Source organism: Longispora sp. NPDC051575 (genome assembly GCF_040681875.1).
Lineage (GTDB): Bacteria > Actinomycetota > Actinomycetes > Mycobacteriales > Micromonosporaceae > Longispora.
Genome location: NZ_JBFAZP010000007.1, coordinates 176,406 through 197,216, shown reverse-complemented (window position 1 = coordinate 197,216; position 20,811 = coordinate 176,406). Strand labels below are relative to the sequence as shown.

The 20,811-nt window shown below is 66.2% G+C and carries 18 protein-coding genes; 12 read left to right on the top strand and 6 right to left on the bottom strand.

The annotated features are described in order from the left end of the window. Nucleotides 1-467: 467 nt before the first annotated feature. From dcd to hppD, 6 genes are all read left to right on the top strand, one after another. Nucleotides 468-995: a dCTP deaminase gene (gene dcd / locus AB0M43_RS21730; RefSeq protein WP_363727360.1), complete on the top strand. Its 528-nt coding sequence runs from the start codon at nt 468-470 to the stop codon at nt 993-995. Further along, a complete protein-coding gene (locus AB0M43_RS21725) occupies nt 992-1,516 on the top strand; it encodes a deoxycytidine triphosphate deaminase (protein WP_363727358.1) in 525 nt (174 codons plus the stop codon). The genes dcd and AB0M43_RS21725 overlap by 4 nt, the downstream gene beginning before the upstream one ends. Further along, on the top strand, nt 1,513-2,616 hold the full coding sequence (locus AB0M43_RS21720) for a glycosyltransferase family 4 protein (RefSeq protein ID WP_363727356.1): 1,104 nt from the start codon (nt 1,513-1,515) through the stop codon (nt 2,614-2,616). Before AB0M43_RS21725 ends, AB0M43_RS21720 begins: the two co-directional genes overlap by 4 nt. Nucleotides 2,617-2,620: 4 nt before the next feature. After that, a complete protein-coding gene (locus tag AB0M43_RS21715; protein ID WP_363727354.1) occupies nt 2,621-3,064 on the top strand; it encodes an HIT domain-containing protein in 444 nt (147 codons plus the stop codon). Between the two features lie 187 nt (nt 3,065-3,251). Continuing rightward, the gene (locus AB0M43_RS21710; protein WP_363727352.1) at nt 3,252-5,183 is read left to right on the top strand and encodes a hypothetical protein; all 1,932 of its coding nucleotides are present in this window, start codon (nt 3,252-3,254) and stop codon (nt 5,181-5,183) included. A 148-nt stretch (nt 5,184-5,331) separates the two neighbouring features. Beyond that, nucleotides 5,332-6,408 carry a 4-hydroxyphenylpyruvate dioxygenase gene (gene hppD, locus AB0M43_RS21705; RefSeq protein WP_363727351.1) on the top strand — a complete coding sequence of 359 codons (1,077 nt, stop codon included), beginning with the start codon at nt 5,332-5,334 and terminating at the stop codon, nt 6,406-6,408. A 110-nt stretch (nt 6,409-6,518) separates the two neighbouring features. On the opposite strand, the gene AB0M43_RS21700 is transcribed toward hppD, so the two are convergent. Next, the gene (locus AB0M43_RS21700; protein WP_363727349.1) at nt 6,519-7,607 is read right to left on the bottom strand and encodes a thioesterase domain-containing protein; all 1,089 of its coding nucleotides are present in this window, start codon (nt 7,605-7,607) and stop codon (nt 6,519-6,521) included. Nucleotides 7,608-7,777: 170 nt separating this feature from the next. On the opposite strand from AB0M43_RS21700, the gene AB0M43_RS21695 reads away from it, so the two are divergent. Both AB0M43_RS21695 and AB0M43_RS21690 read left to right on the top strand, forming a co-directional pair. Beyond that, nucleotides 7,778-8,767 (top strand): phosphopantetheine-binding protein, encoded by a 990-nt coding sequence (locus AB0M43_RS21695; RefSeq protein ID WP_363727347.1) that lies wholly within the window; start codon nt 7,778-7,780, stop codon nt 8,765-8,767. Nucleotides 8,768-8,801: 34 nt separating this feature from the next. Then, nucleotides 8,802-9,572 carry a class I SAM-dependent methyltransferase gene (locus AB0M43_RS21690; RefSeq protein WP_363727346.1) on the top strand — a complete coding sequence of 257 codons (771 nt, stop codon included), beginning with the start codon at nt 8,802-8,804 and terminating at the stop codon, nt 9,570-9,572. A gap of 147 nt (nt 9,573-9,719) precedes the next feature. On the opposite strand, the gene AB0M43_RS21685 is transcribed toward AB0M43_RS21690, so the two are convergent. Beyond that, the gene (locus AB0M43_RS21685) at nt 9,720-10,973 is read right to left on the bottom strand and encodes an ATP-grasp domain-containing protein (RefSeq protein ID WP_363727344.1); all 1,254 of its coding nucleotides are present in this window, start codon (nt 10,971-10,973) and stop codon (nt 9,720-9,722) included. Nucleotides 10,974-11,386: 413 nt separating this feature from the next. On the opposite strand from AB0M43_RS21685, the gene AB0M43_RS21680 reads away from it, so the two are divergent. The 3 genes from AB0M43_RS21680 to AB0M43_RS21670 are packed head-to-tail and all read left to right on the top strand — an operon-like array spanning nt 11,387 to nt 13,901. Continuing rightward, nucleotides 11,387-12,886, top strand: coding sequence for an amino acid adenylation domain-containing protein (locus tag AB0M43_RS21680; RefSeq protein WP_363727342.1), 1,500 nt, complete (start codon nt 11,387-11,389; stop codon nt 12,884-12,886). A 17-nt stretch (nt 12,887-12,903) separates the two neighbouring features. Further along, nucleotides 12,904-13,146 carry a phosphopantetheine-binding protein gene (locus AB0M43_RS21675; RefSeq protein ID WP_363727340.1) on the top strand — a complete coding sequence of 81 codons (243 nt, stop codon included), beginning with the start codon at nt 12,904-12,906 and terminating at the stop codon, nt 13,144-13,146. Beyond that, nucleotides 13,146-13,901, top strand: a complete 756-nt coding sequence (locus AB0M43_RS21670; protein ID WP_363727338.1) for a hypothetical protein — start codon at nt 13,146-13,148, stop codon at nt 13,899-13,901. Before AB0M43_RS21675 ends, AB0M43_RS21670 begins: the two co-directional genes overlap by 1 nt. Nucleotides 13,902-13,947: 46 nt before the next feature. On the opposite strand, the gene AB0M43_RS21665 is transcribed toward AB0M43_RS21670, so the two are convergent. The 4 genes from AB0M43_RS21665 to AB0M43_RS21650 form a co-directional block, all read right to left on the bottom strand. After that, complete coding sequence (locus tag AB0M43_RS21665; RefSeq protein ID WP_363727336.1) at nt 13,948-15,720, bottom strand: non-ribosomal peptide synthetase; 1,773 nt, start codon at nt 15,718-15,720, stop codon at nt 13,948-13,950. 47 nt (nt 15,721-15,767) lie between these two features. Continuing rightward, nucleotides 15,768-16,775 carry a glycosyltransferase family 4 protein gene (locus AB0M43_RS21660; protein ID WP_363727335.1) on the bottom strand — a complete coding sequence of 336 codons (1,008 nt, stop codon included), beginning with the start codon at nt 16,773-16,775 and terminating at the stop codon, nt 15,768-15,770. A gap of 154 nt (nt 16,776-16,929) precedes the next feature. After that, entirely contained in the window at nt 16,930-18,135 is a 1,206-nt protein-coding gene (locus AB0M43_RS21655; protein WP_363727333.1) for a DegT/DnrJ/EryC1/StrS family aminotransferase, read from the bottom strand. A 109-nt stretch (nt 18,136-18,244) separates the two neighbouring features. Next, complete coding sequence (locus tag AB0M43_RS21650; RefSeq protein ID WP_363727331.1) at nt 18,245-19,051, bottom strand: sulfotransferase; 807 nt, start codon at nt 19,049-19,051, stop codon at nt 18,245-18,247. Between the two features lie 666 nt (nt 19,052-19,717). Here AB0M43_RS21650 and AB0M43_RS21645 point away from each other — a divergent pair. Further along, the gene (locus AB0M43_RS21645) at nt 19,718-20,761 is read left to right on the top strand and encodes a hypothetical protein (RefSeq protein WP_363727329.1); all 1,044 of its coding nucleotides are present in this window, start codon (nt 19,718-19,720) and stop codon (nt 20,759-20,761) included. Nucleotides 20,762-20,811: the final 50 nt, after the last annotated feature.

The following is a 20,811-nucleotide window of genomic DNA, read 5'->3' as shown; positions in this document are numbered from 1 at the left end:
GCGAGAACGAAACGTCGACAGGGTCCCACCTCGCACCTGACAGCGCACCTTCTCTCAGCAATCAGAAACGATATTCCAGCGCTGAACCGGCCGACCAAACTCCCGGCGACGGGAGGTCTGCCGCCTATGTCGTTGATCCACCGCGAACGAATTTGAAGCTTCTACCTAACGCGCATATCACCACTCCTCGAAAGTGAGGCAGTTGACGCCATGTCATTCAGCCGTTCCTCAACCCGGCCAGCAGTCGTCCGCCATTTCTCCCCCAGGTCCGGGACGCGGCCGGACCACCGCCTGTCACTCCACGCTCCGGGACCGCCCGCCACCATCGCGTACACCTGCTCGGCATCGAGCCGACCGTACGGGCACCACCTCGCCGCTGCGGCCGACGCGGGGGCGTGCCGCAGCCGTCCGCCGAAGGCCGCCTCTGGACGGAACCGGTTCGCCGACGGCGTGACGGCGGTATCCCGATGATCCTCACCGGCCCGAAGATCGCGGCCTCGGCGGCTACCGGCAGGATCGTGATCTCGCCGTTCGAGCCTGAACAGCTGAACCCGAACAGCTACAACATCCGACTCGGCACGACGCTCCTCACCTACGATCCGGGCACGATCGACGCCTACAAACCGAACCCGACCAGCGAGATCGTGATGGACGCCGGCGGCTTCGTGCTCCGTCCGGGTGAGCTCTACCTGGGCCACACCATGGAGGAGGTTGGCTCCGACTACTACGTCCCGCTGCTGTTCGGCCGCTCCTCCGTCGGGCGGCTCGGACTCTTCGTCGAGATCACCGCCCCCATCGGCGATATCGGGTTCCACGGTCAATGGACGCTGATGCTTTCGCCCGTGCGGCCTCTCCGCGTGTACCCCGGGATGAAGATCGGCCAGATCATGTTCTTCGAATCCTCGGGGGACATCGAGCTCTACAGTGGCAAGTACCAACGGTCGAGCGGACCCCAGGAGTCGCGGTACTGGCACGACCGGCTGGTGACAAAATGATTCTCACCGGTCCCCAGATCGAGCATGCGGTCACGGTCGGCGACATTGCCATCGAACCATTCGACCCCGCCAGGATCTCTCCCAACGCATATGACTGGAGTCTCGGCGAAAGCATTCGGATGTGCGACTCCGACCTCGACGCCGCGCGTCCGTCGAATTTCGTGGAGCACACCATTCCACCAGAGGGAATGGAGTTGATTCCCGGGAATCTCTATCTGGGCGTCACCCACGAGCGCACACATTCCGAGCGCTACGCGCAGTTCCTCAACGGGGACCGCACCGTCGGCGCCCTGGGGGTATGGGTGCACGTCTCTGCCCCGTTGGGACACATCGGCCACGCGATTCGGTGGACGCTTGAAATTTGCACGGTGCGCCGGGTACGCGTCTACCCTCGAATGACATTCGGGAAGATCGTCTTCCTGAAGACGTCGGGCGCATTCGCCAGCTATCAGGACATGGGCCTGAAATACACGTCGAGCACCGGGATCGACACCTCCCGGCTGTACGAGGAAATGCAATGAGAGTCATCACGGGGCTCGATCTTCCCCTCGGCGCTCCCGGCGGCAGCGTCGAACTACTCAAGGACCTCTATCTCGGGGCGTCACCACGCATCGCGTCGGACGTGTTCATGCTGGCGACGCCCGATCGCAACACGGTAGAGCCCCCAGGTGGCCCGGTCCTCCTGTCGGTGGACGGCAAGACGCTCGACGGCGCAGGCTTCCACACCTACACCGACCGACTGACGCTCGCGGTCAAGGCCCGGTTCGGCACCGAACACTACGACGTGGCACACCTGCAACACCTGACCTTCGGTGCCACCCCGGCGCTCCTGCGGGCGTTCCCGGACATCCCGCACGTGGCGATCGTCCACGGGACCGACCTCCTGTTCGCCGAGACTCACCCCACCCAAGCCGAGGTGCTCCGCTCCACCGTGGCGTCCGCACGCGTGGTCGTCGTTCCGACCACCGCGATGGCCGACCGGCTCGGACGACTGGCGGACGCGCCTCACGTCGTCCACATTCCATGGGGCATCGATGACGCCCTGCTAGCTTCCCCTCCCGAACCGGTGCCTGCGGCATCCGGCCAGCTGAGGATCCTGTACGCCGGACGACTCACCGGCGAGAAGACCACCTCCTCCGTACTGATCACGCTCGCGGCGCAGCCCGGTGTCGAGCTCTCCGTTGCGGCTCCGCTGCACGAGTACGCCGAACTCAGCACGAGATGCGATCTCACGGCGGCCCGGTATCTCGGCTGGTTTGCCCGACCGGCGTTGTGGCGGGAGTTCGCCCGGCAAGACCTGCTCATCGTCCCGTCGGTCACGCTCGAGGCATTCGGTCTGGTGGCGGTGGAGGCCCAGGCATGCGGACTTCCTGTCGCTTACCAAGCGGTGCCCGGACTTTCCGAGGTGCTGTCGGACAGCGCCCTAAGTGTCGACTTCCACTCGCCCGGAGCCCTCGCAGCACTAGTGGGCCGGCTGCGGGCCTCTCCGAACCTCCTCGACGAACTCCGTGAGGCCGGCAGGGCGAACAGCGCACGCTTCCCGCTGTCGGCCACCGCAAAGGCACTCAACGACCTGTCGGCGAACCTGGCGACGCGGCAGAACCGCCGCTTGGGCGGTTGACGCCATGCCACACAGCGCTCAGAACGAGCAGTGCGTCTTCTGTTCCATTGTGGCGGGAACGCTGCGCTCGGCGATCGTCTTCGAGGACGAGGCGACTCTCGCGTTCCTGGACATCACCGCGGTGGCCCCCGGACACACACTCGTGATTCCGAAGGCACACGCCAGAGACCTGTGGGAGATAGCGCCGGACGACTGGGCCGCTGTCGGACGAACCGTACATCGCATGGCCCAACGCATCGGGGACGTGTTGCAACCGGCGGGGATGACCCTCTTCCAGGCCAATCGCGACACGGGTTGGCAGGATGTCTTCCACCTGCACGTCCACCTGGTCCCCCGAACCGAGGCGGATCGTCTGCACCGGCCGTGGACCGCCTCTCCGGTCCCCCTGGACAGCCTGGAGGACATCCGGCTCCGGTTGTCCCTGCGTGAGGACGACTTCGCACGTTAGTCGCGTGGAGGAGCGAGCTCCGCGTACGTGGCCCCTTCCTGCCCATACCGACCGGGGCGCGCCCGGTTCCGGTCGCCTCACCGGGGAGCGGCCCACCAGTTCCGCCGCGTCCGTGCCGCGCCGAGGCCCAGCCCGGTGCGCCACATGTCCCGACTATGTCACCCGTACTTCGAACGGAGCTGGACCCGTGAACGAGGACGTCATCGCCACCGCGCCCATGACCAGGGCACAGAAGTTCCAATGGCACCTGGAGAAGGGGCTTGCCCAGGGACTGTGGCCGCTGCCGGCGTCGACCGAGGACGAGGCACGCTCACTGGTCAGCACGTTGCAGGCCCGCTTCGAGATCCTGCGCACGTCCATCGAGACGGTGGACGGGGAGTGGTGTCAGGCCGTACACGCGCTGGGCGCACCCCCTCGGGTGGTCCAGCTCGACGTTGACCGCGATGTCCTGCACCGCCTCTCGGAACTGGTCGAGGAGTTCAGGCTCAACCGGCACGGGCGGCTGGGTGAGCTCTTGGTGGAGTTCATCCTGTTGCGACGTTCGGACCGGCACTGGTTGGCCTTCGTCGCCGACAATGTCGCCATCGACGCGGGCTTCCACCGGGTGTTGGACGAGGAGGTTGCGCGGTCTCTGCGCCCACAGGGCGCATTGGAGGGGGTTCCGGAAGACGACGTCCTCCGAGGACATGCTGGGTGGCAGCCCCGGGAGGCGGCCGGCCTGGAGTCGAACCCCGCCGGTGACGCGGAACGTCAGGCCGCTGCCGCCTACCTACGACGACACTTCTCGGACGCGCCCGCGAGAGCCCACCCGCGTCGCGCATCCCCCGGCACCGGAAAAGGCCGCTACTTCCGCTGCACGCTGACCTTGCCCGGCGCTGACAGGCTTTTCTCCCGGGTCATCACCACCACCGGGCTTCTGCCGTCCGCGCTGATCCTCTCGGCGTTCGCACAGCTGACGTGCTGGCTCAGCGAGAGTGACTCCTGCTCGATCAATGTGTCGGTCGACAATCGCCACCACGTCGACCTCCGCCGTACGCTGTGCGCGACAGCGCAGCGGGTTCCGGTCGCATTCCGGCTCGAGGCCCAGACGGTACTGTCCGCCACCGCGGACGTCCAACGGACGCTGTCCGAGGGACACCCCGTGTACGGCAGGTACGACCCGTTCGACCTGCTCCGGGAACGGGTCCATGCCCAGCATCGCCGAGGCGTCTGTCTGACACCCGAACTGGCGTTCAACTTCGTTCCGCCACCGCAGGGCTGGACGGCGCTTCTGACCGGGGCGGACGAACCGGATGGTGACGTCCCGTCGGGGCTACCGGAGATCAGCACGGTCACGACGGCGGAAGATTTCTACGAGTACGGCGCCAGCCTGTCCGTCAGGTGGGTCGACGCGCACACGGCCCGACTCTCCGTACACGGCGACTCGGACGTGATCTCCCCGGATCAGTGCGCGGCGCTGCTCAGAGGGATCGAACGGACCGTGCAGCGGGTAGCAGCAGGCCAGGACTCCGTCGTAGACGACGTTGCCGCCGAAGTCGGGCTGCACCGGCCGGACGCGGGTACCAACCGTCAGTTCGATCGTCGATGGATCGACAACGTGGCCATCACACGCCGTCTCCTGGATATGCCCGGCGTGGTGGACGCGAAGATCGTGATCGAGCGGACCGAGGATTCGCCGATTCCCGGGCTCGTGGCGAAGGTGTCGCTCAACAACGAATCAACGCTCACCCATCTCGACCTTCGCGAGGAGATGCTCCTTGCTATCGACCTGGGTGAGCTGTTGATCGCCCCACAGTCGTACGAGATCCTCGGAGCGGATGGCGAGCTCCTGCGCGGAGACGGTCATACCCCCTCCTTCCGTCGACCTGCGGTGACAGTGGAAGAAGTCGCGGTCCGGCGTGTGCTGGAACGGGGCCCGATCATACGGAATCCGGACCTTGATCTCTGCTACGTGCGGTCCGGCGGCAACCTTGACCGTTATCCCGAGTTCGCGGACCACTTGCGGCATCTGGGCTTCGTCCCGCCGGAGTTCGCCGCCTTCGCCGGTATGAGCACACTCCGGAGCCTGGCGCGTCGACTTGTGCGGAGCTCGCCTCCCGGCGAGAGACAACGCCCCTGATGGACCGGCGGCCATCAGCGAAGCCCAGGGTGCCACTCGGCGCCACTCGACGATCCGACGGCCGGATCAGGCCGAGATCCGGACCCGTGACCGCGTATGCAGTAGGAAAGGCGAGACCACAGTGAGCACGCGAAACACAGACATGCTGGTGGACGACTTCGACCTGGATTATGTCGAAATCTACGTACAGGACCTCGCGGCACAGGTCGACGCCTGGTGCGGACAGTACGGCTTCGAGGCGATCGCGACCGGCGGCTCACAGGAGCAGGGATTCCATTCCCTAGTCCTGGGCCAGGGCCGGATGCGGGTGGTGCTGACCGAGGCGATCGCCGAGGATCATCCCGCGGCCCGCTACGTGCTGGCGCACGGCGACGGGGTCGCCAACATCGCCCTGCGCACCATGGACATCAAACGTGCCCTCACCCAGGTCCTCGCGGCGGGAGGTCAGCTGGTCTCGGAGCTCCGTGATCACCAGGACGACGACGTCGTTCTCAGCGCCGCGGTGTCGGGATTCGACAACGTCGTGCACACGCTGTTGCAACGACGGACCCCGGTCGCCGGCCTCCCTCCCGGTTTCCGCTGGCTCCCGAAGAACGAGAAGGCACCCGGACGAAACCCCGGTCCAGAACTCCTGGAGATTGATCATTTCGCCATCTGCCTGCGCGTCGGGCTGCTGAACCCGGCCGTGGACGCCTACAGGAAGGCGTTCGGATTCAGCGTGGTCTTCCAGGAGCGCGTCGTTGTCGGCGACCAGGCGATGCTGTCGAAGGTCATCCGAAGCCGCACCGGATCTGTGACCTTCACGCTGATCCAGCCGGATCCTAGCGCCGCACCCGGCCAGATCGACGAGTTCCTCCACAGCCACAGCGGGTCCGGAGTCCAGCACATCGCGTTCAGCGCCGCCGACATCGTCAGGGCCGTCACGGCTCTGTCGGCCGCCGGGGTGGAGTTCCAGTCGACTCCGCAGGAGTACTACGACAGCGTCACCGAGCGCGTGTCACTCCAGAGGCACCCGCTGTCCGACCTTCGCGCGCTGAGCATCCTTGCCGACCAAGACCACGGTGGCCAACTCTTTCAGATCTTCACGCGATCGAACCACGACCGCCGCACGATCTTCTTCGAGGTGATCGAGCGTCGCGGTGCTGAGACCTTTGGCAGCGCCAACATCAGGGCGCTGTACGAGGCCGTGGAGGCTGGGCGCGCCGAAAAGGTAGCAGGCCGGTGACGAACGGCGAACGCGGAGCCCCGAGGAGGCGGCTCGCCGCGGGGCTCCACGTTTCCGTTCTCCTTCACCGGCCTCAGCGTGTCCGCACGACCCCCGCCTCCGGCGGAGTCCTAGCCGACTGTGGACGGGTGCGCTTCCCCAACACCCTGGTCAGCCTCCCTCATGACCGCCGCCAGCGCGGCGAGCACGTCAGGGTGACCCGGCATGTCGAGGTGATCGACAGCGAATCGTCGACAGGTACCGACCCGCTCGCCTACGGCCGCCGGCCAGTAGGAGGCCGCGAGATCCCCTTCCTCGCCGTCCCCGAACAGCATCGCGATCGGAGGATCCGCCGGGAACTGCGACGGCACGTAGTTCGTCATCGCGTAGTAGTTCGAGACGAACAGCCGAGCCCGCGCGATGACGTCTTCGACGTACTGCCTGCTGATCGCCGCATCTCGCGCACGCAGCTCCGCGAACAGCGCCGCAGCGGTGAGCTCACCGCTGTAGTGCTCCAAGCCGGCCGACGCGGCGATACGTCGGAACCGGTCCTCGTAGAGCCATTCGAAGGAGGGTCGCCAGGTCTCGGCCGGCTGCGTGGTCGGGCTGAGCATCGTGACGCTCCGCACCGCCCAGCCTCGGCCGACCAATTCACGGGTCACCTCAAGCGCGTATACGGCCCCCGTGCAGTACCCGGCGAGGTGTACGGGCTCAGCCGGCCGCCACTTCACGATCTCGTCGGCATAGTCCCGGCTGACCTGCGCCACGTCACGCAACGGTTCACCGGAGCCAGCTCGCATCCCACGATGTTCGAGCCCGAAGACGCGGCGGCCAAAAATCGGGTCGGTGAATCCGTTCATCACCGCCGGGTTGCCGAAGGCCCCGGGGACGACCAGGAGCGGCGGACCGTCGCCCTCCAGTGTCAACGGCAGGATCCTTGGCCGAACTCCGGCTCCTCCCGACCTGATCGAGGCGCACAGCCCACGTACGGAGGGGTTGTCGTAGATGAGCTGGACGCTGACCTCACCGCCGAAGATTTCCGCGAGGCGAGAGGCGAACGCGGCGGCCGAGAGCAGGCTTCCGCCGGCGACGAAGAAGTCCTCGTCATGATCTCGCGGGGCGCATTGCAGGACGTTCGTCCACTGAGTGGAGACGAGCCCCTCGATGGTGTTGCGTGGATCCGCCTCGACGGCATCCAGCGATTGGAGAATTGCGGTCAATGTTCTTCCCTTCGATGCGGCACAGAGCACGCATTCATCGGCATGTCCAACGTCAGGGACACGCCTGGGTCACCATTCCCGGACGCACGGTCCGGCGGCATGTTCAAGGATAGACACGGTTCACGATTCTCGCTGACCCGAATTCACAGATCGGAAGGGACATGACTCAAGTGGAACGCATCGCCGCCGAGGTGACCGCGGAATGGAACACCATTCTCGGCCACGCACCTGATCACTCGAGTCAGGACTTCTTCCAGAGCCGAGGTTCGTCACTCAGCGCCGCGCTTCTCGCAGCGCGGCTTTCGAAGCTGCACGGCGTGACGGTTCCCCTTCGCGCGGTGTTCGAGGCTCCCACTGTCGCGGGTATGGTGGCGTGGTTGCGAAACAATCAGGTATCTCCGCAGGGTCGTATTGCACCACTCTCCGAAGGAGGTACCGGCTCACCACTCGTCGTGTTCCCCGACGCACAGGGCGACCCGGCCGAACTCCGGTCGTTCTCCAGCGGGTTCCGTCGCCCTGTCGTTGGAGTCCGCAGCAGAGGGCTCTCGGGCGTCAGCGAACCATGGGTGTCGATATCAGAACTGACGGCGGACTGGCTACGGGTCTTGGCAACCTGGTCGGACGCCAGAACCGTGCATGTCGCCGGAGTCCGGGTCGGCTGCGTGTTCGCGGCGCATGCGGCGGAGGTGCTGTCACGGCATGGATGGACGATCTCCTCCGTGGTGCTGGTGAATCCGGTGGCCGCCATGCCGACGCGCTTCGACACGGCACTCGCCGACAGGGTCATCGCGGCGGCGACGTCCCTGGGGCTCCCTGCCGATTCGCTACCGAGAACCGTCGAGTCTCTTCGCGATACCCTGATGGCTTTGGGGCACGGGATCTCCGACGAGGTGTGCGACGAGATAGTGGCGCGGCTGCGGGTCGCAGCCGCCAACATCGTGGCGGCAGGCTCCGCACCGGAGTCCGCTGCCTGGCCACAGAGACTTCTGATCTCGCAGAACGCCGACAACACTCTCACCACGGATAGCCCGGTGATCCAGCAGGCGCTCGGATCGGGCGCCACCCTGGCGGAATGCATCGAGGCGTACCTCACGGACATTGAGGCCGACGCCACAGGCACGCGGTTGCCGGAAGTCGTCCGGCAACCGTCCGTTCGATAGGGCACGAAGGGCGAGGACTGTGTACCGAAACGACATGCCTGGACGCGCGCTCCGGGCTGATCAACGCGCGCCACACACGGCCGGACAGTCGGCGGACCAGCGGCAGGATGGCGACGGTCCGGCACCGCCGGCGCTGGGTACGACGGGCAGGCTCCTTCAACGCGTGCGGCGCCTACGTCGTGCCCTGCGCGGAGCCTGGTTCGACCGACGGCTGGGCGTGGAGACACGGAACAGGGTCATCACGTCCAGCCGTTCCAGTGAACATTTTGGGTACGAAGCTGCCGATGTCTGGCAACTCGAGAAGGTACTGCCACGTCGCGAGGTCGGCCCCGATGACGTGTTGGTCGACGTCGGGGCCGGCAAGGGGCGGGTGTTGCTCTTCGCAGTCCGCCACTACGCGCTTCGGCGAGTGATCGGCGTGGAGCTGATGCCCCAGCTGGCCGCCGTGGCTCGGCGAAACGTGAGTGCCCGACCCGAGCCTGAGCGGTGCCGGATGACTATCGTCGAGGCCGATGCCGCAACGTGGCGCGTTCCAGAGGACGCAACCGTGTTTCACCTGTTCAATCCGTTCGGAGGCGCCACTTTCCGAAGCTTTCTGGCCTCCGTGGTGGAGTCGCAGCGCCGACGCCCACGTCTGGTACGCCTGGTCTACAGCCACGGGCGCCACCACAGGGATGTGCTCGACGCTGGTTTCGAGGTGGTTCGTGTCAGACCCAGATACGCGCTCTATCAGCGCCATCCGAACCAGGAAGACCCATTGGCGGAGCCCCTCCGAGCGGGTCAGGGTCCAGACGACCCGCAGTAGAACGAAGGGTAGTCCTGATCCAGGCACGGGACGGGGGAACCGATGCTCCTCACCTGCGTCCAGAGCAGCGCTGACCGTTCGGCCACGTCCTTCAGCCCTCGACCAAGCGGCCGTGGCCCGCCGGAACTCACCGCCCGGCGGGCCGGTTCACGTCACCAGTTCCCTACCTGTGACAACTCGTTGCTCCAAGCCACCGCAGTCGCCGGTCACGCCGAAAGAGAAGCGGAGCTGACCAGCGATCCTGTCCACAAGGCCGGTCATCTCTTCATGGTTTCCCGCCCGGCCGTACGACGCGTCGAGGAGAACCGTGCCCACACCCGTGCCGAGTAGAGTCCCCGTTCGCACCCGCTGCTGATAGCTGTCAACACCTGGCGTGCCCATCACCTCCCGCGCACCGTGGACCCCTTCCAGCACGCAGCGATACAGCGGTGCCGGGTTGTGGTACTGGAAGTACACCTGTTCCAGGCTGATGGGTCCGACGTCAGGCTCGACACCCAGTGCGAGCAGCGCGGCGCACCGAATCAGGTCCAGCCCCGCGGACCGATGCGCCATCTCGGCGATGTGGCCGCCGAGCCGGCCGTTGACCTCGATGATGCGCGGACCCGACTGGGTCAACTTGATCTCCGTGTGGCAGATGCCCCAGCGCACGCCAAGGCTCCGCAGGGCCGCAGACGTGAGTTCCTCGATCCGCCCGGCCTCGCCGGGCTCCAGGAGGGCCGGCCAGAACTGGCCCGTCTCACGGAAGGGTGTGACCAAAGGGAACTTTCCCGTGATCGGAAGGTGACGGGCAACGCCGTCGTACACGAGACTTTCCACGGATACGTAGTCGCCGATGCGATCGGAGACCCTACCTTGGAGCAGCTCTTCCACAATGAGGGATTCACCTGGTGACCACAGATCCTTCTCCGCCTCGACCTCATCGACCTGATCCGGCCGCTCGATCGCCACGGTGTTGCGACTTCCCTCTCCTCGGACCGGCTTCACGATCACGGGCAGGCCGACGTCGATGACGGCCGCGCCCAGCTCGGAGGGGTCCGCGATGACATGGAACCGGATGACGTCGACTCCGGCATCGCGAAGAAGGCGGCGCTGCTCCCGTTTGTCCGTCAGCGCCCTCCCGCATTCGGTCGAGTGGCCCGGCAGACCGAACGCGAAGCTCAGCCGCGCCGCGTGCGTCACCATCATCTCGCTGAAGGTCAACACAGCGTCCGGGTGCCGGTCTAGCGAGTCCACCGTCCATCGCAGCGCGTCGTCGAGCGCCGTCACGTCGCCCCACCGGCGCAGGAGAGGCATCATCTCGCGGACGTGCGGTGAATCGGGAGCGACAAACTGGAACGTGCCCAACCCGTCCAGGCCACGTGCGATCTCCAATGGCGATGCCGAGCCCTTGTCATAGACCACGACAAAATGAGGTTCCACCCCGGGTTGCAATCGCTTCCTCCTCCTGAATCGCACTGGCCGCATTCCGGATCACTGTGGTCCGAGGCCGCATGGGAACAGTCAACGGTCTCGTTCTGATTCACCGGAGAGGTTAGGGAACCGCACCGGCCGTGGCAGCGCGGTCACCATTTCGTGCTGTGGCACTCCGAGTCCGTCGAGACTTCTAGTCCATTAGAGACGGCTGGCCATACAGACCGCTTGCCCGACGTTTGAACGATACCGGCATCGTAGCGCGCCGGATTCGCTCGTGCGACCCCGTGCGGACGCACGTCCGAAACCAGCGCCCGACCCGGCGGAGGGACAGCGTGAACGGAGAAGCTTCGCTACTGTTGTCGTGGCCCGTAAGGGCAACACACGGCGGGAGACGCAAGACCATGGGGGTCCAATTGCGGAATGACGAGCCATGTCCGTACGATTCAATCCACAGCTGGTTCGGTGACACCGCCGCGCGCTACAGTTCGGCGCGGGCCGTGAGTGACGACTGCACAGTTCTCACCTACGGCGAACTCGATACCGCCAGTAACGCAGTCGCGACACTGCTCGCCGATTCCGGGGTGCGACCGGGATCCTTGGTCGCCCTGCGGGTCCCGAGAAGTGTTGTCGTGCCCGTGGCCATCCTCGGCATCCTCAAACACGGCTGCGCTTATGTGCCCATCGATCCCGCGTATCCGCAACAGCGGTCCGATCTCATTCTCGCCGACTCGGCCGCCGCCTTCACCCTGGCCTGCGACGCCGACGGGGAATTTCTCGTGACGTCACTCGGGCCCGCCGTTGACCTGGAGGCGGGCATGCCGCCCCGCCTCGCCTACGTCATTTACACCTCGGGTTCGACCGGCACACCCAAGGGCACTCTCGTAGGGCACGACCAGATCCTGGCGCTGATGCACGCGTCGTCCGGCTGCTACGACTTCGGCGCCGAGGACGTCTGGACGATGTTCAGCTCGTACAGCTTCGACTTCAGCGTCTGGGAGATGTGGGGCGCGCTGCTGTTCGGAGGCGAACTGGTCGTGGTGCCGACGGCCTGTGCGCAGGATCCGCGGCGGTTCGCCGAACTCCTCGAAACGGCGAATGTCACAGTCCTCAACCAGGTTCCAACAGCCTTCACCTACCTGGTGCGGTCTCTCGAGGCGACGCCCCGCAAGCTGGCCCAGCTGCGCTACGTCGTCTTCGGCGGCGAGGAGATCAACGCGAGCACGATCCGCCAGTGGTGGCAGCTGGGCATCGCCCCGCAGGCCCAACTGATCAACATGTACGGCATCACGGAGACGACCGTACACGTGACGCATGTGGAGCTGACGCCTTCGCTACTCGATGTGCCCGGGAACGGGACACCGATCGGCCATCCTCTCCCGCATCTCGCCGTGAGCCTCCTCGACGAGAGCGGACAGCACGTGCTGCCTGGCACTCCGGGCGAAATCGTGGTGACGGGCCAGGGGGTGTCCTTCGGGTACCTTCGCAGACCGGACATGACCAGTCAGCGGTTCCGCATCGTACCGGGAACGGCGGACCTGGCCTATCACAGTGGTGACTGGGGCATCCAGGATGACGCGGGACTCCTGCGATACCTCGGTCGCCGAGACGCCCAGGTGCAGATCCGTGGACACCGCATCGAGTTGGCGGAGGTTGAAGCCGCCGTTCTCAGCCATCCCCACGTGCGTGCTTGCGCGGTGACCGCGCCGAAGAACGCCGTGGGCGAACCTGTGCTCACGGCGCACGTCTCGACCGAGACGGATGCGTCGGTCAGCGTGGCGGACGTCCGCAGGCACCTCAGCCTGCTCCTACCGAACTACCTAGTCCCCGGCCGCATCGTGCGTCATGCCGAACTGCCACGTACGGCCTCCGGCAAAGTGGATCGCTCCAGCCTCGACGGCTAGACGAAAGTGAGAAGATCGTGAACACAACCACCCTTGAGTACACAGCGACCCTGGCGAGAAGGGCCTGGTCGGAGCACCTGGGCCAGCCCGTGCACGACGACGACGATCTTCTGTCGCTCGGTGCCCACTCACTCATGATGGCGCTCGTCGCGACGGCACTGCACGCCGACCTCGACATCTTCGTTCCGCTGGAGTTGGGCTTCGAGTCACCGCGGTTCGCGGACTACGCCGAGGCCGTACACCGCCTGCGGGGTGCCTGATGGAGCGCGTGGACGACACCGTCGGCGTCCTGAGCCTGGATTTCCGGCAACTCGGCGTCGGGCAGCGCCTCACCGCGTTGCGGCAGTTCGGTCCGGCGCTGGTGGAGCTCAGCCCACAGCGGGTGTCCGCCACCGACGTACCCGGGTACGTCGCCGCTCTCCTGGGAACGGTGTCCATTCCGACAAAGCGCGTCGTCGTGGTCACATACTGCGCGGCCTTCGGTCTGGTCGGCGAGATCGGCCGGGCTCTGGCGACCAAGGGGGTCGAGGTCGTCCACGTCGTCGCGGTGGACGCGGTCGTCCCCGACTTCGAAGACGTGTTGGAGGCCTTCAACGAGGTCTTCCGGCAGTTCGGCACAACCTATCCCGACGTGGAGCCGGTGACGGCTACGGACGTGGCCGGGGGCCTCGGCAGATTACTCTTCGCCGCCATGGCCCATCTCTCGCGGCGGGTCTCCGCGACCCTCGGCACACACAGCAACCGTGCCTCGGCGACTATCGCCGATGACCTACTGGCACGCTACGAGACCTGGTTGGCGTATGTGTTGGCGTGCTATGGCGCGAGCGCCACGCCGTGGCACACAGCCTCCACCCTGGTCTGCTCTCCTGACCGAGTCGGCGCTGCGGCGGATGCCCACTTCGACCGAACGATACGGTGTCAAGGGGAACCGGGCGACTGCGCGTGCGTCGTCTCCGTGGTCGAAGAGATCAGGGTTGACAGCGCAATCTCTTCTCTCACTCCCAGCACCGCGTAGCCGGGCGTGTCGGCCGGCCCGTTTCCGGGCCGCCGACACGCCCGGCTCAGTCGACCAGCGGCGCCTGGGCCACCACGTCGTGAAGCTGGCGAATCGTCGGGTTCCTGAGCACATCCCCCACCATGACCCGCCGTCCGGTCGCCCGCTCCGCCGTCGCCGCGAAGTGAATGGCCGAGATCGAGTCACCGCCCAGGTCGAAGAAGTTATCATCGACGCCCACCTCTGCCAGGCCGAACGTCGTCTGCCACAGCTTCGTCAGCATGTTCTCCAGATCGCCACCAGGACCCCCGTCCGCCGTGTCCCTTCGTCCGCTCGTCGGCGCGGGCAGCCGCGACTCGTCCACCTTCAGGTTGTCAGTGAGCGGGATGGCGGAGATGACGGTCAAGGTCGCCGGGTGCTGGTACCTGGGCAGCACCCCCAGGAGGTGCCTGCGCACGTCCGCCACCAGTTGCTCAGGGTCAATGTTCCCCTCCGCCTCCGACGAAACCAGGTAGGCATCGATCCGCTTGTCGCCGGTGCCGTCCTCTCGGACGAGGACCACCGCGTCCCGAACGGTGGGGTGCCTGGTGATCGCCTCCTCGATCTCGCTCAGTTCGATGCGGTAGCCCCGAACCTTGACCTGTCGGTCGAGCCGCCCGAGGAAGTGCATCGCACCGTCCTCACCGAGTTTGACCAGGTCGCCGGTGCGGTACATGCGCGCCTCGCCGCCCCTCGCCGGGTCCGACACAAAGCGCTCCGCTGTCAGATCTGGTCGATTCAGGTAGCCACGTGCCACACCGCGACCCCCGATGTACAGTTCGCCCGGGTGGCCCTCCTCGACTGCCTGTCCGTCCGGTCGCAGGATCCGCGCGTGGACGTGGCGAATCGGCCTCCCGATCGGCACCAGCGTGGCGTTCCGGGCCGTGGCCTCGACCTCCTGAAAAGTGGCGAATCCAGTGGTCTCGGTCGGCCCGTACAGGTGGATCAACCTGCCATGAAAGGAGTTCGCGGCCTGGGTGCCGACGTCGCCACGCACGGCATCGCCGCCGAACAGAATCGTGTGCACGCCGGACAACGCCCGAAAGTGGCGCGGCTCCAACAGCCGGAACACCGGACTGGTCAGATGCAGGACGGACACCGAATCCCGCCGCAACCGGTCGACGAGTACCGACAGCTCGTCCCCGGCAAACGCGTACACGACGCAGGTCGCGCCGTGCAGTAGCGGTGCCCACAGTTCGAAGGACGAGGCGTCGAACGCCAACGTCGCCAGCGCCGCGACGCGATCTTCGGGGCCGACAGAGACGTACGACTGTGCCGTGACCAGGTTCACCACCCCGGCATGGGTCACCATCACCCCCTTTGGCCTGCCCGTGGATCCAGAGGTGTAGATGACGTAGGCGAGGCCGTCGGCGGACGAGGTTTCTGGCAGGTTCTCTGTCGGATAGCGCTCGAAAGCACCCGGCTCATCGAGGAGAAGCAACGGGACCTCGAGCTGGCGCAGCCCGGCCGCCACTCTGTGCTCGGTAACGATAATCGGGGCACCGGTGTCCCTAACCATGATCGACAGGCGCTCCGCAGGAAGACCCGGATCGAGCGGCACGTACGCGCCCCCGGCTTTCAGGATCGCGAGCAGGCCGACGAGCATGTCGACCGAACGGTGGACACCAATTCCCACCAGGGTCTCAGGGCCGACGCCCTCTTCCCTCAGGTGCCTGGCGACCTGGTTCGCCTGCCGGTTGAGTTCGCCGTAGGTCAGAATCTCCGCACCCGCGACGACCGCGACCCGATCGGGAGCAGCCTGGGCGTGGCGCTCGAAGAGCCCGTGCAGGGTGTTCCGCACCGGGTCGTCGTCTGATCTCTGGAACACTGATTGCCTTCCCATTCCGTCTATGACGTCACACTGCCGGCAGTCCGCTGCCTGTTCTCCAGTGCTTCGAGGACTCGGCCAGCGACATGCCACCAGGACGATGTACTGGCTTTGTGCCGCGCCCGCTCCCCCATCGTTCTCGCGGTGGCCGGATCAGACAGCGTCAGCATCGCCTCGAACAGAGCGGCGCGATCGTGCGGGTCCACGGCGAGCGCGCCGTCCCCCAGCACTTCGGGTGCCCCGCCACGCGTTGTGGCCACCACCGGCAGGCCGGACGAGGCCGCCTCCAGGTAGGCGATGCCGGCCGCGTCGTACAAACTCGGCAGGACGAAGCAGGTGGCAGTCGCGTACAGGCGGTCCAGGAGGACCTGCGCGGCAGTGTCCTCGCGGGTCAGGAAGCCGTGCGTGGTGACTCCGGGCGTGTTCACAGGCGGGTGGTTGCCGACCAGGTCCAGAGACGCGGCAGGGACCCGCGCCCGTACTCTCTCGAATGCCCTCAGGACGGCGGCACCGTTCTTCCGCTCCCAATCGGCGCCCACAAACAGGTACCGGGGCGCCGACCAGTCACGGTCCTCGCCCGCGATCCGGGGCCGGTGACCCATTCCCACGACCACGACCTTCTCCGCAGGGACCCCGTAGTCCTCCACGACCGATCGGCCGGCCCACTGGGTGGTCACACAGCAGAGGGCTGCGGACCGGGCAGCCGCCCTCTCGTAGGAGGTCGATCTGGCGAGGATCCCAGCGGGGACTCTCGCCTGGCGGACGTCCGAACCAGGATCGCGGTTCTGCTGGACGACTGTCGCGTCGTCGAAGGTGACCCACGGGATCCGCTCCGGGATGACCCTGCCGACGTCATACAACTCGGTGCCCATGACGACGACGGCGTCCAGCGGCGACACCCGGGAGAGCTGCTCCGCAACGGCCCGCGTGGTGGCCCAACGACTGATCGCGGTGCGGGCTGCGACATCCGACCTCGCGCACCTGGCTCTCGACAGGACCGCGACGACCTCACGCACGCCGAGCGGCATGACAGCGCCGATGGGCACCACCTCCGCGCCGTGCGCTCCGAGGCCACTGGCGAGGCCGTGTGGAACCCCGGACCAGTTCGCTGGCGACACCGGATCGTGCGCGGGATAGATGATTCCGATTCTCATGCTGCTCCCCGTTCCCTCCCAGGTCGGATCATTCCCGCGCGTCGATCGCCGCGTGCGCCATTCGCATGGACTCCACCAACCAGTCGACATCGCCGTCGGTCATGGCGGCCCCGAGGTCGACGGTCACCGACCGCTCTGAGATCCGCTCGCTGTCCACGCACGGTGCCGGCTGGGACCACTCGATTCCCCACGGCGTGCGACCCGCCTGGACGCTGGGGTTCGTCTGGACACCGCGGCCGGAGTAGAGGGTGCGGGCGGTGACGCCCCGTGCGTTTAGGGCGGTGACGAACCTGCGCGCCCGCTCCGCGGTTTCGAGGAACGCGGTGACATCGCCGCCGCTACCTTCCTCGTCGGGCATCCGGCGCCAGTCGCCGATGACGTCGGACAGCTCCCCCCTGACGTGTCGGGAGACGTCCCTGAGCCGGGTCAACATCGGATCGAGTTTGCCGAGTTGCGCCCCCAGGATCGACGCGGCCAGCTCGGTCATCCGCAGGTTGGCACCAACGAACGGCTCTTCCACGACCGCGCCGCGCACATGCCCCCGGGACGTGGTGAACTGGCCACCCTGGTCCTGGTAGCGTTTCACCCGCTCATGAACCGTGGGGTCGGTAGTGCAGACCGCTCCGCCCTCCCCGGCGGTGATGTTCTTGTCCAACTGGAACGAAAAGGCCCCGGCGTCGCCCATCGAACCGACCCGCCTGCCGCGGTAACGCACGCCGACCGCCTGGGCCGAGTCCTCCAGCACCCGTAGTCCTCGACGGCGGGCCACCTCGAGAATCGGGTCCATGTCCGCGGCGACGTTGGCCAGATGCACCGGCATGACCGCGAAGGTGCGCTCGGAGACCCGCTCCTCGATCCGCCTCGGATCCAGAGTGAGCGTGTCGTCGATCTCAGCGAACACCGGAACCCCGCGAGCCATCACCACCGCGCTCACGCAGGCGACGAATGTCATGGACGGAATGATCACCTCGGCCCCGGCAGGGATGCCCATCCCGATGAGAGCGCAGGCCAGGGCGGCGGTCCCGGACGAGACAGCCGTCACGTGTGGCACGCCCAGTGAGGCCGCGAACGCCTCCTCGAAGGCCTCGGTCCGACGCTGGAGGTCGGGCCCGTAGTAGCGGAACAGGGACCTGGAGCGCAGGACCGCGAGGGCAGCCTCCTCCTCCTCCCGTCCCCACAGGGTCAATCCACGACCAGGTTCGTACCGGCTCGTCGACATCGCAGTACCCGTCATTGGTGACTCCTCACGATCTGGGGTGTGCAAGCTGGAGCAGCGCACCGGTGGGCTCACCGACCGCACGCCATGGGGTGTACCGGCCGCGCGGTGAGTCCGCCGGTGTCCGTCAGAGCTGGTAACCGTAGGCGGCGGCAACCATGCGAATGTCGTCGTCGTCCAGAAGCGCGCGCATCGACGGTGGCAGCGAATCCCAGTCAACAGAGGGCCGTTGGCTCTCGCCGTCCGCGCCAGTGATGTGAATCTTCCGAGCGAAGACGTTGGGGTCGAACTTCACGGGATCCAGTTCCGTGTGGACGCCGATCTGTTCACTCGCCCCTGCCGGATCGGCCACGACATCCTCGTAACGCAGGCGCAGCACCGGAGGCGACAGCTCCGCCGAACAGTGCTGAAAGCTCTCCGCGACCCGATGCCAGTCGCGTACCGCAAGCTCGGTCCTACGCCGGTCCCACCACGCGTACCGGTGTTCCCACAGGTACAGGCTTCGCAGCACGTCACGCGGGTCTCGTACCAGCTGGATGACGACGGCACCGGGGAACAGCCTGTGAAGCACGCGTGCCTCGGGCATGCCGTACCGAACCTCTTTGATCCCCCACACCCGCTTGCCCTGGGCCGCCGCCCGATCCTCGAACAGCACCCGCACGAACTGCCTCAGCGCCTCGTCGATCCACTCGCCCTCGGGCATGAGGTTCGCCATGAAGCTCTGGTACCCGCCACTGACGAAAGCGTCGCGCGCCTCGGCTCCGTCATAGTCGGACAGGTGGATCATGCGCTCGGCCGCGCCGAAGATCTGTCGCAACTGCCCTTCCTGCTCGCCCCAGATCATCACGTCCGGGTGCGAGGACAGCAATCGCTGCACGAGTGTGCTACCGCATCGTTGTCCTGCCGAGAAGAGCAACACCGGTACCTTGGCCACAGGCCTACCCCCGTCATTGTGAGCCGAAGAATGATCACCCGGATCCACCTGAACGTGCGAGGCTACCGGGGATGTCGGCGACTCTAACACCGGCTTCTCAGCTTTTCTGACCCGTTCCCTGGTCCTGCCCGGGAGATCCAGACTGGATCTCCGCTGCGGGACTGGTGGTGAATCCGGGCGCGCTCCGGACGGGACAGCGGCCGTCGACGATCTGTCGTAGAGTGTTGTCGTTCACGCGTCGCAGCATTCACGGGGAGCACAAATGAACACCAATGGTCCGCCTGTCTTGTTGTCGGAAGTAGTTCCTTCCGCCATCCCTCAGCAGTTCCACGTCGATCCGGGGCCCGAGCGCCGCAACAGTGAGGCGCCACCCGCCGGGAACCTGACGTCATAGCCAGCCACGACGCGCATCCCGCCAGGTAGAACGCGTTCTCGGACGGTCGCACCGCGGCATCAGCGCCGCTCCGGCCCTCTGATCCACATCACCGCGTCAACGGGTTTCGGCAATGTCAACGCCTCCGTTGACACGACTCACGTGTCGCACAGCCGGGCACCCCGACAGGGCGATTGGTGACCCAGCGAGTCTGCCGATCGAATCCGCGCTGGCCAGATTCGCAGTGCCGTTCACCACCACCCTCTCGTGTGCTGTTTGGAACGAGGAGAGCCATGCCCTTTGCCAGCACGTACCGCACGGCCATGTCCACGATAGAGCTGCTGGACTGTACGCTCCGCGACGGCGCGTATGCCGTGAACTTCCAATTCGACGAGGAGTTCGTGACGCAACTCCTCGCGCGACTCAACGACACCCCGGTGTCGAAGATCGAAATTGGGCACGGAATCGGGCTCGAGGCCGAACGGGCCGGAATCACGGCGTGCAACATCGATCCCTTCCGCTGGGGAGAGATCGCCAACGCGACGCTGACCACGAAGCCGTGGGGTATGTTCGCCCAACCCGGATTCACTCGGCTGGCCACCGTCGCCGCCCTGAGCGACCGGGGCATGTCCTTCGTCCGCATCGGAATGCAGCCGGAGCAGGTCGCGGAGAATCTCGACTACATCCGCGCCGCCAGCGAGGTGTGCGGCCAGGTGTACATCAATCTGATGAAGTCCAGCGCGACACCGGTCCACCAACTCCCGTCCATGCTCGAAGGAGTGGGATCCGAGGTCACCGGCGTCTACATCGTGGACTCGTACGGTTCGATGCTGCCCGCCGACGTCCACCGCTATGTGAGCACAGTGGCCGACTTCTTTCCCGTCGTGGGCTTCCATGGTCACGACAACCTCGGAATGGCGAACATCAACACGATCACCGCCCTGCAGGCGGGTGCCAGCGTCGCTGACGGAACCCTCAACGGCATCGGTCGAGGTTCTGGGAACGCGGCGATCGAGGCACTAGCCGGCATCATCAAGATTCTGGAGGCCGACCGTTTCGACTACCAGGAACTGGCGAGGTTGGCAGAGTACTGCCGGGTCAACATGGAGATCATCGCCGAGGACCGTGCCATGCACGTGCTGGGCGGAGTGATCGGCATCCACTCGGGCTACTTCCCTCTGGTGGAGCGGTTGTCAGCTCAGCACGGCACGGATTCGGCGCGCCTCATGGAGGTCGCGGTCCGGATGGCCGAGCACAGTCCGGGCGAGGCGGACTTCCACGCCGCCGCCGCCTGGATAGACGAGAATGCCGCCATCCGGCTGGAGGACGTCCAGTGAGGTTGACCAGAACCCGTACGACGGCCGGTCGCTCCGACATCGCGGCGTTC

Coding starts and splice junctions, on each gene's coding strand:
- dcd (WP_363727360.1), top strand. CDS start 468: ATGATCCTCACCGGCCCGAAGATCGCGGCCTCGGCGGCTACCGGCAGG.
- AB0M43_RS21645 (WP_363727329.1), top strand. CDS start 19,718: ATGCCCTTTGCCAGCACGTACCGCACGGCCATGTCCACGATAGAGCTG.
- AB0M43_RS21690 (WP_363727346.1), top strand. CDS start 8,802: ATGCCTGGACGCGCGCTCCGGGCTGATCAACGCGCGCCACACACGGCC.
- AB0M43_RS21680 (WP_363727342.1), top strand. CDS start 11,387: ATGGGGGTCCAATTGCGGAATGACGAGCCATGTCCGTACGATTCAATC.
- AB0M43_RS21715 (WP_363727354.1), top strand. CDS start 2,621: ATGCCACACAGCGCTCAGAACGAGCAGTGCGTCTTCTGTTCCATTGTG.
- AB0M43_RS21725 (WP_363727358.1), top strand. CDS start 992: ATGATTCTCACCGGTCCCCAGATCGAGCATGCGGTCACGGTCGGCGAC.
- AB0M43_RS21670 (WP_363727338.1), top strand. CDS start 13,146: ATGGAGCGCGTGGACGACACCGTCGGCGTCCTGAGCCTGGATTTCCGG.
- AB0M43_RS21660 (WP_363727335.1), bottom strand. CDS start 16,775: ATGCCGCTCGGCGTGCGTGAGGTCGTCGCGGTCCTGTCGAGAGCCAGG.
- AB0M43_RS21720 (WP_363727356.1), top strand. CDS start 1,513: ATGAGAGTCATCACGGGGCTCGATCTTCCCCTCGGCGCTCCCGGCGGC.
- AB0M43_RS21655 (WP_363727333.1), bottom strand. CDS start 18,135: ATGACGGGTACTGCGATGTCGACGAGCCGGTACGAACCTGGTCGTGGA.